The sequence below is a fragment of the Bradyrhizobium sp. CCGB12 genome (assembly GCF_024199845.1).
In the GTDB taxonomy this organism is placed as follows: Bacteria; Pseudomonadota; Alphaproteobacteria; order Rhizobiales; family Xanthobacteraceae; genus Bradyrhizobium.
The window spans coordinates 8,970,296-8,985,519 of the sequence record NZ_JANADO010000001.1; the positions used below are offsets into that span (position 1 = coordinate 8,970,296).

The 15,224-nt window shown below is 63.2% G+C and carries 15 protein-coding genes; 13 read left to right on the forward strand and 2 right to left on the reverse strand.

The annotated features are described in order from the left end of the window. The 5 genes from NLM27_RS41190 to NLM27_RS41210 all read left to right on the forward strand — a co-directional run bounded on the left by NLM27_RS41190 (position 1) and on the right by NLM27_RS41210 (position 3,700). Positions 1-378 carry an NUDIX hydrolase gene (locus NLM27_RS41190; protein WP_254148701.1) on the forward strand — a complete coding sequence of 126 codons (378 nt, stop codon included), beginning with the start codon at positions 1-3 and terminating at the stop codon, positions 376-378. A 386-nt stretch (positions 379-764) separates the two neighbouring features. Beyond that, positions 765-926: a DUF2934 domain-containing protein gene (locus NLM27_RS41195; protein ID WP_254148702.1), complete on the forward strand. Its 162-nt coding sequence runs from the start codon at positions 765-767 to the stop codon at positions 924-926. A gap of 109 nt (positions 927-1,035) precedes the next feature. Further along, a complete protein-coding gene (locus NLM27_RS43910) occupies positions 1,036-1,314 on the forward strand; it encodes a DUF2934 domain-containing protein (protein WP_254148703.1) in 279 nt (92 codons plus the stop codon). Positions 1,315-2,350: 1,036 nt separating this feature from the next. Next, the gene (locus NLM27_RS41205; RefSeq protein ID WP_254148704.1) at positions 2,351-2,830 is read left to right on the forward strand and encodes a hypothetical protein; all 480 of its coding nucleotides are present in this window, start codon (positions 2,351-2,353) and stop codon (positions 2,828-2,830) included. Positions 2,831-3,187: 357 nt separating this feature from the next. Then, entirely contained in the window at positions 3,188-3,700 is a 513-nt protein-coding gene (locus tag NLM27_RS41210; RefSeq protein ID WP_254148705.1) for a DUF1269 domain-containing protein, read from the forward strand. A 207-nt stretch (positions 3,701-3,907) separates the two neighbouring features. Here the strand turns inward: NLM27_RS41210 and NLM27_RS41215 are convergent, their stop codons facing one another. Both NLM27_RS41215 and NLM27_RS41220 read right to left on the reverse strand, forming a co-directional pair. Then, positions 3,908-4,315: a hypothetical protein gene (locus tag NLM27_RS41215; protein WP_254148706.1), complete on the reverse strand. Its 408-nt coding sequence runs from the start codon at positions 4,313-4,315 to the stop codon at positions 3,908-3,910. A gap of 301 nt (positions 4,316-4,616) precedes the next feature. Beyond that, positions 4,617-4,862, reverse strand: a complete 246-nt coding sequence (locus NLM27_RS41220; protein WP_254148707.1) for a hypothetical protein — start codon at positions 4,860-4,862, stop codon at positions 4,617-4,619. 233 nt (positions 4,863-5,095) lie between these two features. Between NLM27_RS41220 and NLM27_RS41225 the strand changes: the two genes are divergently transcribed. The 8 genes from NLM27_RS41225 (at position 5,096) to NLM27_RS41260 (ending at position 15,215) form a co-directional block, all read left to right on the forward strand. Beyond that, complete coding sequence (locus tag NLM27_RS41225; protein ID WP_254148708.1) at positions 5,096-5,290, forward strand: hypothetical protein; 195 nt, start codon at positions 5,096-5,098, stop codon at positions 5,288-5,290. 77 nt (positions 5,291-5,367) lie between these two features. Then, on the forward strand, positions 5,368-6,048 hold the full coding sequence (locus NLM27_RS41230) for a response regulator transcription factor (protein ID WP_254148709.1): 681 nt from the start codon (positions 5,368-5,370) through the stop codon (positions 6,046-6,048). A 60-nt stretch (positions 6,049-6,108) separates the two neighbouring features. Next, positions 6,109-7,677 carry an ATP-binding protein gene (locus tag NLM27_RS41235; RefSeq protein ID WP_254148710.1) on the forward strand — a complete coding sequence of 523 codons (1,569 nt, stop codon included), beginning with the start codon at positions 6,109-6,111 and terminating at the stop codon, positions 7,675-7,677. Beyond that, on the forward strand, positions 7,678-8,667 hold the full coding sequence (rpoH, locus tag NLM27_RS41240; RefSeq protein ID WP_254148711.1) for an RNA polymerase sigma factor RpoH: 990 nt from the start codon (positions 7,678-7,680) through the stop codon (positions 8,665-8,667). Positions 8,668-8,746: 79 nt separating this feature from the next. Next, positions 8,747-11,929, forward strand: coding sequence for an efflux RND transporter permease subunit (locus tag NLM27_RS41245; protein ID WP_254148712.1), 3,183 nt, complete (start codon positions 8,747-8,749; stop codon positions 11,927-11,929). Beyond that, positions 11,926-13,197: an efflux RND transporter periplasmic adaptor subunit gene (locus NLM27_RS41250; RefSeq protein ID WP_254148713.1), complete on the forward strand. Its 1,272-nt coding sequence runs from the start codon at positions 11,926-11,928 to the stop codon at positions 13,195-13,197. The genes NLM27_RS41245 and NLM27_RS41250 overlap by 4 nt, the downstream gene beginning before the upstream one ends. A gap of 10 nt (positions 13,198-13,207) precedes the next feature. Next, a complete protein-coding gene (locus NLM27_RS41255) occupies positions 13,208-13,909 on the forward strand; it encodes a hypothetical protein (RefSeq protein WP_254148714.1) in 702 nt (233 codons plus the stop codon). A 357-nt stretch (positions 13,910-14,266) separates the two neighbouring features. Further along, a protein-coding gene (locus NLM27_RS41260) for an IS630 family transposase (protein WP_254141712.1) occupies positions 14,267-15,215 on the forward strand; the annotation gives its coding sequence in 2 pieces (ribosomal slippage) (positions 14,267-14,602 and positions 14,604-15,215; 948 coding nt in all). Positions 15,216-15,224 lie beyond the last annotated feature (9 nt).

A 15,224-nucleotide genomic window follows, 5' to 3' on the forward strand; every position in this document is an offset into this window, starting at 1 on the left:
ATGGCGAAGTCATCAAAGCTTGTCGTCGCAAGGAAGGGCAGGGTCCTCCTGGTCAGACGGCGGCGCGACAAGCGCTGGATGTTTCCGGGCGGCCGCAGGCAGGCGGGCGAGAGCGAGAGAAAGTGTCTCCATCGCGAGATCACGGAGGAGCTGCCCAAGCTCAGGCTTGGTGAGTTGAGGCTGTGGAAGGAAGTCAGCGGCAAGAACCGCCAGTCCGGCCGGAGGATGAGCGACGCGATCTTCCTGACCAAGAAGGTTTCGGGCCCATTGAAGATCGGTGACAAGAGGGAAATCGACAGGGCTGAATGGCGAAAGCCGCGCGGACTCAAGCTGACGCCAACCTCGCGCTACATCAGGAACAAGCTGTTTCCGAAATAGCGGGCTGCGCCTCTGCGGCACGCAGTTCGTCTGCGCTTCGCTTTGCTCCGGCTCCGCCGGCGTGCTTCCTGAAGGCTGGCTTGCCGAGCCGTAACCGGCGGGCCGAACAGCCCGCTGCCCTGCGCACTCCATGCGGGAATGGTCTGTCTCAAGTCAGCGAGCGGGTTCGCGGCAGTGACCGCAGACGGCCCGCGAGATATTGCGGGCATCCCCACTCCGATACCTGTCAGGCGGTATTGGTGCGCCTGGCCCGAGAATAGGAACCGCCGGACCCGATCGAGCTTGACTTCGCGGGCCAGCCACCGCCGATCGCTGGCCTGCACGGCCCCGCCTCCAAGCCTCCCATACCCCCCAGGTGGGGTCGTGCTTCATGAGCAGGAGATGAAATGCCTGAGCCGACCGAGCAAGAGATAAGAGAACGCGCGCACCGATTGTGGGAGCAAGCAGGCAAGCCCGAAGGCCGTGAGGACGAGTTCTGGCGCGCGGCGGAGCAGGAGCTGCGCAACGAGGACAAGTCCAACCCCACGCGGACGCCGGATACGCTGTGACCCGTAGCCGCGTCTGGACTGGACGCGGAACGGGACCTTCAACAGTGAATTGAGGCTCTGAACAGCACGGGCCGTGCCGCAGGCCCGTTCGCAAGGCGCGGTGGTCGCAGTGGACGAGCAGCAGAAGATTGAGCACCAGATCGAGCTCGCAACGCGCGCGGCCGCGCTCGTCAAGGATGAAAGCACTGTCCGTCGATTCAGCAGCTTTGCCGAGGAGTTGAAGCAGAACCTTCTGCGCATGATGCGGCGCGGCAAGGTGCGGGCACGCGCCTATGAACTATGGGAGCAGGCTGGCCGTCCGGCCAACCGTGACCTGGAATTCTGGCTCGAAGCGGAGCGGCAGATCGAAGCAGAACGCGAACAGCGTAAGGTTTCAGGCGGGTCGTAGTGATATCGTCGCCGCCGCTGGTGATCCCTACATCGGCAATAAGCCAAGTCGCCAGCTTCGCCGCCGATCTCCTCGCGATAGAAAAAAGCCGCCGGGTTCTTCACCCAAGCGGCTTCAAAAAGTCCGTAGCTGTTGATCGCCTTCCCAGCCTCGTGCGTACCGCCGTTACCTTGTTTGCGGCCATGCTTGGTTGTTGTAGGCGAAGGCGCACGATTCTGCTGTGACTTGAATCACACAGTGGATAGATGATGGGAGGCCGCCTGTGGAGTGCCGCGGGGACGCGCGGACGCCGCCAAGGTGACCGCTGGACGAACAGGAAGCGATGTATGGCAATCGATGGCGGCCGCGCAAGCCGAATGCCGGCACTTTTCGCGCCGGCACATTCTGCAATTTGAACTCCCTCCGGCGATGGCGATATCGCTTTGAGTTCGAGCGCGTGTTCATAAGCAAGCCGTCAGGTTGAACGCGCGCGACGCCACTCGATCAAACCACGAGGCTCGTAAAAAAGGGGCTGGTGATCTCGACCACTGAGGGCTCCCTCTCGTCAGAAGTGGCGGCGGTGACGAACTCGCTTTTACAATTAAAGCAGCACCAAAGATCTTGGATTTCCTTGGCATTGACGCGCTCACGCCACTCAAGGTGGACTGACCCCGAACCACATTGAGGGCATTTCTCTGAATGGGGCGTCGAGTAGATTGATGCCATTTGGAACCTCCCTTGTTTTCGGCGCAGCATAGGACTGTCTGGGCATCTTGGAGTTGATCCATAACAAACGGTTTGCGCATCTCGGAAACCATTCGCGCGGCACGCACCACGCCTTACGCAACGCCCCCAAGCATGAACGCTGGCGAACCCACCGTGTGGATATGTCTCTTCGGCGGCCATCGTCGGCCTGCGCATTGCCTGCTTCGCGCACGCGGTTCCATCCCGTATTCGACCCGGCGCAGTCGGACGAGGGCTTGATCTGCATCAACCGCATTCGCCGTGCCTCGTGCGAGCACTCGACGGGGTAGGAAGCAATCGAGGAGAACAGTGCATGTCTGTCGCCTTCTTTGAGACTAAACCTCGAGCGTTCAATCCTGTGGCCGCGTCCGGGCTCACAAAAGAGGCCCTTGAAGGCGCGAACGCAGCCTTGAAGGCACTGGCTACTTGGCGAAACGACATTGCCGACACCAACCAGAAAAACGGCGAGCGTGTCCTCGACCAGATGGCGGTGGCCGCGAAGACACTCGGGTGGCCAGCGCAGGTCGTCGATACCGCCCGCACACAGCTAAAAAGTGTCGCCGAAGTCCAAGTCAAAACGATGGACATGATGATGGAGGCTTGGGAAGAGCAGCTCAAATCTCCGAACCCGATGGCGTCACCCTCGGAGATGTTGTCAAAACTAACCTCCTTGCCGAGTTTTACGGCAACTCCAGCTTCGGCGGTGAACCCAATCGAGGTGTGGCTGAAGTTCGCGGAGCAGTGGCAACGGGCGTGGGTTGATATGTTCGGCGCAATCGGCAAACGCCGATAGGTGGCCTGCGGGCAGCCCGTCCTGCCCTCTCTTGGCTTTGTTGATCTAAATCAAGCTCTGGCTCTGGGGCCGCGGAAGGTTGTGCCAGGGGGAATCGCTCGGGTCGAAAGCCGGAGAGCGGCACACCTGTGCCGCCTAGGCAGCGGCGGCCGCGAACGGAAGAACGTCTTGCGCCTGCAAGTCATAACAAATCCGTTCTTGTCCTCGCCGCGCGTTCCACTCATCGTGGTCTGCACAGGACAAGTCAGACGAAGTTCTGGGGCGGCGCGATCTTTGGTCATCGCGGGGGTTGATCTAAATCAAGTGGCGCGTGGGGTCCATTGCTTTGTACTCCAATGAGGAATCAGGAGAGCCGTGATGAGTGACCTCGTTGTGATCGCGTTCCCGACGGAAGCAAAGGCGGAAGAAGTTCGCCAGAAACTGCTGGCGATGCAAAAGGAGTATCTGATCGAGCTTGGTGACGCTGTGATCGCGGTCAAGGATGCTCAGGGCCGCATCAAGCTGAACCAGCTCATCAATACGACTGCTACAGGTGCGGTTTCGGGCACGTTCTGGGGAGCTTTGATCGGGTTGATCTTCTTGATGCCGTTAGTGGGCGCAGCATTGGGGGCAGCATCTGGAACCCTCGGCGGATATCTCACAGACCTTGGGATCGACGACAAGTGGATGAAGGAAACTGCCGCGGCCATTCAACCTGGGACTGCCGCCCTTTTTGTCCTGGTACGGAAGGTCACCGCAGATAAAGTTCTCGAAGGACTTAAGGGTGAGGGCGGCACCGTTCTGAAAACGTCGCTTGATCATACCAAGGAGGCTGCACTTCAGGCCGCCCTCGCCGGCGCTCAGGCAACGGTTTCTTCTCCGCCTTCGTGACCGACTTTTTCGCATCCCGTTGGCTGAGTGATTTTCTCTTCGGCTTTGGTGCGCTATTTGCGATCGTTAATCCGTTCGGCTTGGCCTCTGTCTTCCATGACCGAACGGCCAACTGCAAGTCACATCCGGATTCGTGCTGACGTCGGCGTGGTTGGCCCGGATCGTGACGTACCGTCCGGGCCGAAGGCCGCGCACTGTGCAGGCAGACTAGCTGCAGCTCAGCGGCAACGGTGCATAGGGGTGCAGCTCGTACCAATCATAGCAATCCGGATAGTAGCCGTAGAAGCCATAGCCGGGACGATAGCGGCCATAGTGATGAAACGCGTGCTGGCGGAGACCTCTGCCGCCGGAGGCGACATGGCCGCCGAGCCCAAAATGCTCGCCGCCGAGCCGGGGCCCGCCAAAGCCGCCTGCATGCCCGATGCCGCCGAAATGCGCGCCGCCGCCAAAGCCCATATGGCCGCCGCCAAAGCCGCCGCCAAAGCCGTGGCCGCCACCGCCAAACCCGCCGTGACCGCCGCCGCCACCACCACCGCCGCCATGCGCCGAGGCGGTGCCGATGGCCAGGGTGGAAGCAAGCGCCGCCGTTGCCAAAATCATGATTGCTCGTTTCATGGGAGATTCCTTTCGTGGCGAGCCGCCGGCCATCATTGCACCGCGCGTCCCGCATCGTGCTTCGCCAATGCTCTCGATGAGATGGCTCCTGATGACCAAGCTCGTGATGCACCAGAGGTAGGAACGGCGCGCGGCAATCCTACTAAATTCGGCTTCAGGAATGAGGGAGCTCGCTCGGGAAGGTGATCCGCGCGCGCCGCCGCGGCGCGCCAAGCGAGCGGACTGAACAGTCAGCCCGCTCGCGATCGTCCGATGTAAAGCGGCCGGTCCAGGCGCCGGGCCGGCCGCGATGTTGCGGCGGTCAGAACGCGCCTGTGCCGGGCTCGCACGGCACGTTGTTGCCGGTCCACGGCGCCGTCGCAAACGCGCCGACGCGCGGTGCCGGCACGCAGGCGCGGCCGTCCTGATAGATCGGGGCGTTCGATGCATACGTATCGGATTGCATCGCGGGCTGCCGCACAACGGCATGGTGTTCGCGCGCCATGACGGGTCCTCCGAGCAGGGCGGCTGCAACCAGACCCATCGGCAAGAGCTTGAAAGTGGTCATTCGGCTTCTCCTTTGATGACAGCAGGCCGATCAAGCCGGCTCCCCCAGGAGATGTGCGCGATCACGCCCGATCCAAATGCACGAATTGCTCACCCTGGTTCAACGGCTTGTGAGCCGCTGCAGCATCGCGACCACGATCGTGCGAAACGGCAACCTTCGTTGCCTTCGAGAGTAACGGCGAACGCATCGCTGGCATATTTCCATTACAGCGCAGCTCGAAATGGAGGCGGAATATGATCGCCACACAGTTGATCACGACAATGGCAAGACGCGTTGTCGTCCTGCTCACGCCGTTTGCGGCTAAGGCGGCCGGCTTTCTGAAAATCAATTCAGTGATGCCGGAGCCTCCGCAGCACCATCTCATTATGCAGCGCGTGGCCGATGGCAGGCGGACGCGGCACCGTGCGCTCGGAACGGGCGGGCGTTGACCATGACGTCGCAGACCGCCGGGCCCACGCCGCTCCGCCGCAGGCCGACACGCCGCGCAGAAGGTGGGACCAGGCTGATGACACGGATTCTCCTGATCGAGGACGACACTGAGACCGCCGAGGCGATCGTCGCTGAACTCGCCGAACGCAGTTTCGAGGTGCAATGGGCGTCGAGCGGCGTCGATGGTCTCGATCGGGCTCGTACCTCGCATCCCGATGCCATGATCGTCGACCGCATGCTGCCGGGAATGGACGGGCTGACTGTCGTCGAGGCGCTGCGTAACGACCAGATCAGGACCCCCGTGCTGGTCCTGAGCGCGCTCGGCGCGGTCGACGACCGCGTGCGCGGGTTGCGCATGGGAGGCGACGATTATCTTACAAAGCCGTTCGCGATCGTCGAACTGGTCGCGCGGATCGAGGCCTTGCTGCGCCGTCCGGCGGAGAGTCGCGAAACCATCCTGATCGCCGGGCCGCTGGAGCTCGATCTGATCGAGCGGACCGCCAGGCGCGGTGACCGCGAGATCGACCTGCTGCCGCGCGAATTCCGTCTGCTCGAGTACATGATGCGCCGGAGCGATCAGTTGCTGACGCGCGCGATGCTGCTCGAAGAGGTCTGGAACTACAAGTTCGTTCCGGCGACCACCAACCTGATCGACGTGCACATGGGCCGGCTCCGTCACAAGGTCGATGCTCCCGGCGAGGTGCAGCTCATCCACAACGTCCGTGGTTCCGGCTTCATTCTGCGCGCGCGCCAATAGCAAGGCGGACATCGCAGAAACTGCGGGGCAAAGATCGTAGGAACAACGAGCGCGGGGCCGATGCGTCAGATTCAATTCATCCGTTCGAACACGTTCCTGTGGGCCCTGGCGGTCGCGGCCACCCTTGCGCTGTTCGTCGTCGGATTATTCGCGTTCGTGTACCGGAAGCTCGACGACTATCTGATCGCGCGATCCGACCGCATGATCACCACGCAGATCAACTTCATGGTCGATCTGCCGCCGGATCGCCGCGATCGCGCGATTGCTGATCATCTCGAGCAGGATTCCAGGCACGTGCACTATGCCGGGCTGTTCAGCGCCAGCGGCGCGCGCCTGGCCGGCAACATCGACCGCGTGCCGAGCGAGCTCAATCTCGACGGAACGGTGCGGGGCATGCGGATCGATCCCCTGGGGACGACGGCCGTCCGCGGCCCGATCGTCAGGGCGATCGGCCGGCGCCTCGACGACGGCGATGTCCTGGTGCTGGGACGGAACGTCGATGAGACGCGCGAGATATCGAGCGTGGTGGGGCAGGCGCTTGCGCTGGGCCTGCTGCCGGCCCTCTGCCTCTGCGTGCTGGCCGGCGCGTGGCTGAGCGTCCGCGCCCAGAAGCGCGTCGAGGAGGTGAACCAGCGCGTGCAGCGGATCGTGGCCGGGGAGCTGCGCGAGCGGCTTCCGGAGGACAATGCGGACGATCCGTTCGCGCGGCTGGCCAGGATCGTCAATGGCATGCTCGACGAGATGGAGACGATGATCAACGCGCTTGCCGGCGTCGGCAACGACATCGCTCACGATCTCAGGACCCCGCTGACGCGGGCAAGGCTGGCGCTGGAGCGCGGGCGAACGCACGCGGCCACGCTGGAGCAGCTCCAGGAGGTCACGGACAAGGCAATCGCCGGCATCGACCAGTCGCTGGCGATCATCACCGCGTTGCTGCGCCTGACCGAGATCGAGAACAACCGTCGCACGGCCGGCTTCGGCAACGTCGCGCTGGACGAGATCCTGCGCGAGGTGTGCGACGTCTACGAGCCGATCGCCGAGGACAAGGGCATTGCGCTTGGCGTCCTCATCGGTCGCCGCGTGCAGGTGTGGGGCGATCGGGACCTGCTGTTCGAGGCGATCGCCAACCTCGTGGACAACGCCGTCAAGTTCGCACCATCGGGCGGACGGGTGAAGCTCGAGCTCGAATCGGACGACAGGACGGCGCTCGTGCGCGTGAGCGACAGCGGGCCCGGTATCAGCGAGCAGGAGCGCGAAGCGGTGCTGCGGCGGTTCTACCGCTCCGACAAGATCCGCAACACGCCGGGAGTTGGGCTCGGGCTGAGCCTGGTGGCCGCCATCGTTAAGCTGCATGGCTTTCGGCTGATCATCGGTCCGGCTCCCGGAGGGCGGATCGAGATTCTGGCCTGGACCGCAAGGGAGGGCAAAGGCCGCCGCGTGCCGGTCTCGGAGCTTGGGTCACGCAAGCGCGAACCGGATGTGATGACCAGCATGACGCGCGACGCACTCGATGCCTGGACATGTCGGATGTCTGAAACTGAATTCAAGTTTGTGACGCCCAGTTTAGTGGCCTGCACGCCCGTAAGCCTCCTAAAACCGGCCAGCCGTTTCGCAATGAGGGAGCAATAGATGCAGATCAGTCACGAGATCGCGAGGAATGATGCCGTAGCTGCGCCGGACCTGTCCGCGCCGGCGCCGTTTCTCAGCGCGTATGCGATGGCCATCAAGCGCTACGAATTTCTCGAGCCCGGACAGGAGCAGCAGCTCGCACGCCGCTGGCAGGAGACGCGGGACCGGAGCGCAGCGAATGCGCTCGTCACCAGTCATTTGCGGATCGCGGCCAAGGTGGCACGAGGCTACAAGGGATACGGACTTTCGCTGGTCGATCTGATCGCCGAAGCCAATCTCGGTCTGGTGATCGCCGCCTCACGCTTCGAACCCGACCGCGGCGCGCGGTTCTCCACCTATGCAGTGCCGTGGATCAAGGCCTCCATTCACGCCTACATCCTGCGGTCCTGGTCGCTGGTCAAGATCGGCACGACAGCGGCGCAAAAGAAGCTGTTTTTCAGGCTTCGCGGCGAGATGAGGAAAGCCATGGGCGGCGCGATGGCGCAGCTCACGCCGGACGTTGCCACAGTGATCGCGGAGAAGCTCGACGTCACCGTGCGCGAGGTGATCGAGATGGATTCGCGCCTCAACGGCGACATGTCGCTGAATGCGCGGGTCGGTGGCGATGAGCACGGCGCCGAGTGGGAAACGCTGCTGGTCGATGAGACCGTCGACGCGGAGACGGTTCTGGCCGATCGCGAGCAGACGGAGCGCCGAACCAGCGCCCTGCGTGCTGCGCTGGGCGGGCTCACGGCGCGCGAACGCCACATTCTGGAAGCGAGGCGGCTGGCGGACCACCCCGTCACGCTCGATCAGCTCGGATTCGAGCTGTCGATCTCCAGTGAGCGCGTCAGGCAGATCGAGATCCGCGCTTTTGCCAAGGTCAGGCGCGCCGTCATCCTCGCCGCGCGGGACGCGGCACGCGGCGATGAACGGCGAGGCGAAGCATTGTCGCCTCCGGCGCGAGGTGCCCGCGCAGTCGCGGCGAATATCCCGGCATCGATCCCATGAACTCGTTTTCATTTGAACGGATGTCCGCCCGCCCTCATCTGTCCCCCGATCCGGCACAACTCGCTCCAGGCAGACCATCATGGGAATTGTTCGATTCGCGCTGCGGTTTCCGCACACATTCTACGTGCTTGCGGCGCTGATCCTGTTTCTCGGCGGCATCGCGATCTGGTCGATGCCAACGGACGTCTTCCCGCAGATCCGTATCCCCGTCGTCACGGTAATCTGGAGCTACACCGGCCTCTCGACGCCGGAGATGGAGCAGCGTGTCAGCACCTACAGCCAATACTCGATCAGCGCCAATGTCAGCGGCATCAAGAACATCGAGGCGCAGACGCTCAACGGCCTGTCGGTTCAGAAGATCTACTTCCAGCCCGACGTCAATCTCGATCTGGCGATCTCGCAAATCGTCTCGGCGACCAACGCCATCCGCGCCCTGATGCCGCCCGGCATTCAGCCGCCGATCATCGTGCAGTTCAACGCCTCGAGCGTGCCGGTGCTCCAGCTCAGCCTCGAATCCAACAGCCTCAACGAGCAGCAACTTTATGATTTCGGCATCTATCGGGTTCGCCAGCAATTGGCTCCCGTTCCCGGCGTGACGCTGCCGACGCCCGCCGGCGGCAAGTACCGTCAGATCATGGTCGACATCGATCCGAACAAGCTCTTGTCGCGCGGGCTGACGCCGCTCGACATCGTCAATGCTGTGAACACCCAGAATCTGACGCTGCCGACCGGCACGACGAAGATAGGCGACACCCAGTATACCGTACGGACCAACGCGACGCCGGCGTCGGTCAAGGACCTCAACATGATCCCGGTCAAGTTCGCAAATGGTGCCACGATCTTCCTGAAAGACGTGGCTCAGGTCCGGGACGGCTCCCAGGTGCAGCAGAACATCGTGCGCGAGGACGGCCACCGCGCCGTCCTGCTCAGCGTGATCAAGAACGGCGATGCCTCCACGCTCGCCGTCGTCAATGGCGTGAAGAAGGCCCTCAAATCGATTCGTGCGTCGGCGCCTGCGGGGCTCAAGATCAACGAGCTGTTCGATCAATCGGTCTTCGTCACCCATTCCGTCAATGGCGTGCTGCGCGAGGGTGCGATCGCGGCCGGGCTCACGGCGCTGATGATCCTGATGTTTCTGGGATCGTGGCGCTCCACACTCGTCGTCCTGATCTCGATCCCGCTCGCGATGCTGTCCTCGCTGGTCGTCCTGTATTTCCTCGGCGAGACCCTGAACACGATGACGCTCGGCGGGCTCGCGCTCGCGGTCGGTATCCTGGTCGACGATTCCACGGTGACGATCGAGAACACGTACCGGCTCTGGACCGAAGAGGGCATGCCGTTGCCGGACGCGACGTTGCATGGGGCAGCCGAGATCGCGGTGCCGACGCTGGTCTCCACTCTCGCCATCAGTTGCGTGTTCACCTCGGTCGTATTCCTGGAGGGACCGGCCAAATACCTCTTCACGCCGCTCGGCCTCGCGGTGGTGTTCGCGATGCTGGCGTCATACGGGTTGTCGCGGACGCTCACGCCGATCACCATCGGCCTGCTGCTGAAAGGCGAGCGGCGTCACGGCGGGGGCGAAAGCCCTTCGGGTCTCTTTGCGCGCGCCTCGGCTGCGTTCGAGCGCGGTTTCGAACGGCTGCGCAACGGCTATTCCGATCTCCTGTTGACGTTGCTCCGGCGCCGCGCCGTCGTGCCCGTCGTCGCGGTGCTGGTGCTGGCGCTCGGGGCCACCATGTTCGTCTATGTCGGCCGCGATTTCTATCCTCTGATCGACGGCGGCCAGATCCAGCTCCACGTTCGCGCACCCGCGGGTACCCGCATCGAGAAGACGGAAGCGATCTTCCAGGCGGTCGAGGACAAAATTCGCGAGGTCATTCCGGAAAGCGACCGGGCGCTGATCGTCGACAATATCGGGCTTCCGGCACGCGCCTACAATCTCGCATTCACGGACGGCTCGACGATAGGAGGGAATGACGGCACCATCCTCGTGTCGTTGAAGGACGGGCACAAGCCGACCGCGGACTATGTCAGGAAGCTGCGCCAGGTGCTGCCATCGGCATTCCCCGAGGACACCTTCTATTTCCAGGCGGCCGATATCGTCACGCAGATCCTGAACTTCGGTCTTCCGGCGCAGATCGATGTTCGCACGGTCGGCTACGGTACCAACAATCTGGCCGTGGCGAAAGAGCTTCAGAAGAGGCTGGCGGTGATCCCGGGCGTCGTCGATGCCCATCTCCAGCAGGAAGTCGATGCTCCCGCGTTCTACGCCGACATCGACCGTACAAGGGCCGCGCAACTCGGCCTCAATGCCAGCACGGTTGCGACCAATATCAATGTGAGCCTCAGCTCGTCCGCGCAGGTCTCGCCGAATTTCTGGACCGATCCGACCTCGGGTATTCCTTATTACCTCGCTGTGCAGACACCGGAGTACAAGGCGAATTCGCTGAACGCGCTGGGGAACACACCGGTGTCGGCGTCGCTCGCGGCAAGCGGGCAGACGGTGCCGGGCCTTCTCAGCAATGTCGCGACCTTCAAGCGCGGGACCGTTCCCACCAATTCGAACCAGGCCAATGTCCAGCCGGTGTTCGACGTCTATGCGAGCGTGCAGGGACGCGATCTCGGCAGCGTCGCGGCCGATATCAACAAGGTCACCTCCACGCTGCAGAAGCAGCTCCAGCCCGGCAATTCGATCGAGGTTCTGGGCCAGATCCAGAGCATGCATCAGTCGTTCCGCGATCTCGGAATCGGACTGCTGTTCGCGGCCATTTTGGTGTACCTGCTGATGGTCGTGAACTACCAGAACTTCGGTGATCCCTTCGTCGTCATCCTGGCGCTGCCGGCAACGTTCTGCGGCATCGTGACGATGCTGTTCATCACGGGAACGACGCTGAACGTGCCGTCCTTGATGGGGGCGATCATGGCGGTCGGCGTCGCCTCCGCGAATTCCATCCTGCTGGTGACGTTCGCGCGCGATGAGCAGTTGAAGGGGCACTCCGCATTCCAGGCGGCGCTGAGCGCGGGCCGCACCAGGATCCGTCCCGTCCTGATGACCGCCGCCGCGATGATCGTCGGCATGATCCCGATGGCGATCGGAGCCCCGGGCGGGGAGCAGAACGCGGCGCTCGCACGGGCCGTCATCGGCGGGCTGCTGTTCGCGACCCCGACGACATTGCTGATCGTGCCGTATCTGTTCGCCATGCTGCGCAGCCGTAACGATGGCAGGCCTCATCACGGCGTATTCGAGGAGCAACCGGAATGAGTGACGTTCGCGTACGGACCAATGATGAGAAGACGGGAGGCCGGCCGGATGCGGAGAGCTTGCGGATCGTGGAGCTGCCCGGCAAGGAGGCGCGATCGGGACGCCGTTACGGTGGTTGGCTGCTCGGAGGAGGCGCATTTCTGTTGCTTGTAGGCGGGCTCGGCATCGGCGGCTGGCGGCACTATCAGGCCGCGCGCGAGGTCGCCGCAGTGGCAGAACAGGTCAGAACCGCCGTTCCCGATGTTCGAGTGGCGACGGTCCGCCCCAGCGGCGACATCATGAAGGTCAGCTTGCCGGCGACGACGACTGCCTTCGAGGCGGCGAACATCTTCGCGCGGACCAGCGGCTATATCGAGAAGCGCTACGCGGATATCGGCGATCATGTGAAGAAGGGCGATCTCCTCGCCGACATCACCGCCCCGGAGCTCGACCAGCAGATCGCGCAGGCGCAAGCGACGCTTGCCCAGAACCAGGCGGCGCTTCAGCAGGCGCAAGCAAGCCGGGAGCTCGCCGACGTCACCAATGCGCGCGACAGCAATCTCGTCAAGCGAGGCTGGTTGACGGCGCAGCAGGGCGACAACGACCGTCTCACCCTGCGTGCGCAGCAGGCGGCCGTAGGCGTCGCCCAATCCAACATCACGGCGCAGCAGGCCCAGATCAAGGTTCTCCAGCAGGAGAAGTCCTATCAGCGTGTGGTGGCGCCGTTCGACGGCGTGATTACGCAACGCAACGTGGACAATGGCAGCCTGGTGCAGGCCGGATCGACCTTCATGTTCACGCTGATGCATCCCAACGTGATCCGAACGCAGGTCTTCGTGCCGCAGGACGAAGCCTTTGGAGTCGCACCGGGCGTCGATGCCGACATCCGCGTCCCAGAGATTCCGGGCCGGACATTTCCGGGCAAGGTCACGCGGATCGCGACCGCGTTGCAGCCGGGAAGCCGAACGCTGCTGACCGAGATCGACGTGCCAAATCCGGACGGTTTGCTCAGTCCCGGTATCTATTGCACGGTCGAATTATCGATCCCGCGCAAGACGCCGTCGATGGTCATCCCGTCGGATGCGCTCGTCTTCGACCAGAACGGCCTTCATGTCGCGCTCGTGCGCAACGGCACCGTTCATTTGCAGCAGGTTTCGATCGCTCGGGATTTCGGCACCACGGTTGAGGTACGTGAAGGCGTGCAGCCCGGCGACCAGGTCGTACTCAATCCGGCGGTGAACTTGGCGGAGGGTAGCAAGGTCACCATTCGCAAGGTCGAAGTGAGCTAGGGACGCGGCGATGAAACGGATCGTTTTCGTAGCGGTGCTCGCTCTGCTGCTGCTCGGCGGCACCCCGATCCAGGCACAGGTGGCGACGACCGGCAGCACGGCGATGGACCTTCCGACGGTGCCCGGTGCGATCGTGATCTCGCCGTTGAATAGTCCTGGTCCGTTTTCCGCAACGACCGAGCCAAACGCGCCCGACACGACGCTCGCGCCCGTTCCGCTCGCCTCCGATCCGACGACGCCGGGGACGGTGGTCGTCTGCGCTCCGCCATCGACGTCCCCGATGCCGGTGCCGGCGACCCCGATCGTAACGAGCCCGGGCTTGTCGACGTCAGGCAGCGCCGCTCCGATATTGCCGGTCTTAGGACAGACCGGCAGCTCCACCGGTACCATTCCCGCAGCTGCGCCGGCAGGAACGGGCGCGACCGTCGCATGCAGCTCAACGCCGGGGGGGCAGCTGGCGGGTGCTGCGTCATTGCCGCTGTCGATCCCGCAGGTGCCGGCGAACCCCGCACCGGGTACGATTCCGGCGGACGTTAGCGGTGCCGGCGGCACCGGCATTGATCCAAACGCCGTCGTGCCCAGCCCGAACAGCTCTGCCTGCACGGAAGGGGTGTCGATGACTTTGGCGTCGCCTGCGACGATGTTGCCGGCCAATGCTTCAGGGGCAGCGCCGACGCCGGGCGTATCGCCGATCCTGCCACCGGGATGCTGAAAGTCTGCCTCTCATGTTGTCCGGCGTAGCTTGCGCATCTCGGTATCCGGCGGGAGCATGGTGTCGCCGTCCCGATATTTCCAGTCCACCATGACGGGCTTGCCATCCTTGACCGTGGTACGGCCGACGAACGTTCCGAGAGTGCTCTGTCTGATGGTCGATGGAGCGCCAGATGGCCGGTCCAAACGGCGTTTCAAACCCGCGTTGTCGGCTATTCGTTTCCGACCGGCTGCTGTGCGGCCTATTATCCGGAGACCAATCCACTAGAGCCTTTCATTGCTTAATTGAATCGGAGGGGATTCCGGTTTTTGGCGGATTGTGATTCAAGATGCTGACTGGATTGGAGGCCAGCATCGCATGACCCGACCTCTTTCCCTGGATCTTCGCGAGCGTGTGGTGGCTGCGGTTTTGGCGGGCGAGAGCTGCCGGTCTGTGGCGGAACGGTTTGGTGTTGCGGTCTCGTCGGTTGTGAAGTGGTCACAGCGGCAGCGGGCGACCGGCTCGGTTGTGCCTGGCAAGATGGGCGGTCACCGCAAGCCTGTGCTCGATCCGCACCGCGCCTTCATCGTCGAGCGGATCACTCAAACGCCGCACCTGACGCTGCATGGTCTGAAGGCGGAACTGGCAGCCCGTGGGGTCAAGGTCTCACACAACGCGGTCTGGCTGTTCCTGCGCCGGGAAGGGCTGCGGTTCAAAAAAAACACTGTTCGCCCTCGAACAGGCTCGCGCCGACGTCTCGCGTAGGCGCCAGCGTTGGCGATCCTGGCAGGCCGGACTTGATCCGGGCCGGCTCGTCTTCATCGATGAGACCTGGATCAAGACCAACATGGCCCCTTTGCGGGGCTGGGGCCCCAAAGGGGCACGCCTGCGCGGCTTCGCCCCACACGGTCACTGGCGTACCCTCACATTCCTCGGCGCGCTCCGCCATGACCAACTCACGGCACCCTGCGTCTTCGACGGCCCGATCAACGGCGAATGCTTCCGCGCTTATGTGAAGCACCTTCTCCTGCCAACCCTGCGCGAAGGCGACATCGTCATTCTCGACAATCTCGGAAGCCACAAGTCCAAAGCTGTCAGGCAGATGATCCAGGCTGCTGGCGCCAGGCTCTGGTACCTGCCGCCATACTCGCCCGACCTCAACCCGATCGAACAGGCCTTCTCCAAGATCAAACACTGGATGCGGCAAGCTCAGAAGCGCACCATCGAGGACACTTGGCGCCACATCGGTCACCTCGTCCACGACATCCAGCCTCGCGAATGCGCCAACTACTTCGCCAACGCCGGTTACGCTTCAGTCAAAATGTGAAACGCTCTA

Excerpts from the sequence above, each read along its gene's own strand:
- NLM27_RS41190 (WP_254148701.1), top strand. The coding sequence starts at position 1 with ATGGCGAAGTCATCAAAGCTTGTCGTCGCAAGGAAGGGCAGGGTCCTC.
- NLM27_RS41195 (WP_254148702.1), top strand. The coding sequence starts at position 765 with ATGCCTGAGCCGACCGAGCAAGAGATAAGAGAACGCGCGCACCGATTG.
- NLM27_RS41205 (WP_254148704.1), top strand. The coding sequence starts at position 2,351 with ATGTCTGTCGCCTTCTTTGAGACTAAACCTCGAGCGTTCAATCCTGTG.
- NLM27_RS41210 (WP_254148705.1), top strand. The coding sequence starts at position 3,188 with ATGAGTGACCTCGTTGTGATCGCGTTCCCGACGGAAGCAAAGGCGGAA.
- NLM27_RS41215 (WP_254148706.1), bottom strand. The coding sequence starts at position 4,315 with ATGAAACGAGCAATCATGATTTTGGCAACGGCGGCGCTTGCTTCCACC.
- NLM27_RS41220 (WP_254148707.1), bottom strand. The coding sequence starts at position 4,862 with ATGACCACTTTCAAGCTCTTGCCGATGGGTCTGGTTGCAGCCGCCCTG.
- NLM27_RS41225 (WP_254148708.1), top strand. The coding sequence starts at position 5,096 with ATGATCGCCACACAGTTGATCACGACAATGGCAAGACGCGTTGTCGTC.
- NLM27_RS41230 (WP_254148709.1), top strand. The coding sequence starts at position 5,368 with ATGACACGGATTCTCCTGATCGAGGACGACACTGAGACCGCCGAGGCG.
- NLM27_RS41235 (WP_254148710.1), top strand. The coding sequence starts at position 6,109 with ATGCGTCAGATTCAATTCATCCGTTCGAACACGTTCCTGTGGGCCCTG.
- rpoH (WP_254148711.1), top strand. The coding sequence starts at position 7,678 with ATGCAGATCAGTCACGAGATCGCGAGGAATGATGCCGTAGCTGCGCCG.
- NLM27_RS41245 (WP_254148712.1), top strand. The coding sequence starts at position 8,747 with ATGGGAATTGTTCGATTCGCGCTGCGGTTTCCGCACACATTCTACGTG.
- NLM27_RS41250 (WP_254148713.1), top strand. The coding sequence starts at position 11,926 with ATGAGTGACGTTCGCGTACGGACCAATGATGAGAAGACGGGAGGCCGG.
- NLM27_RS41255 (WP_254148714.1), top strand. The coding sequence starts at position 13,208 with ATGAAACGGATCGTTTTCGTAGCGGTGCTCGCTCTGCTGCTGCTCGGC.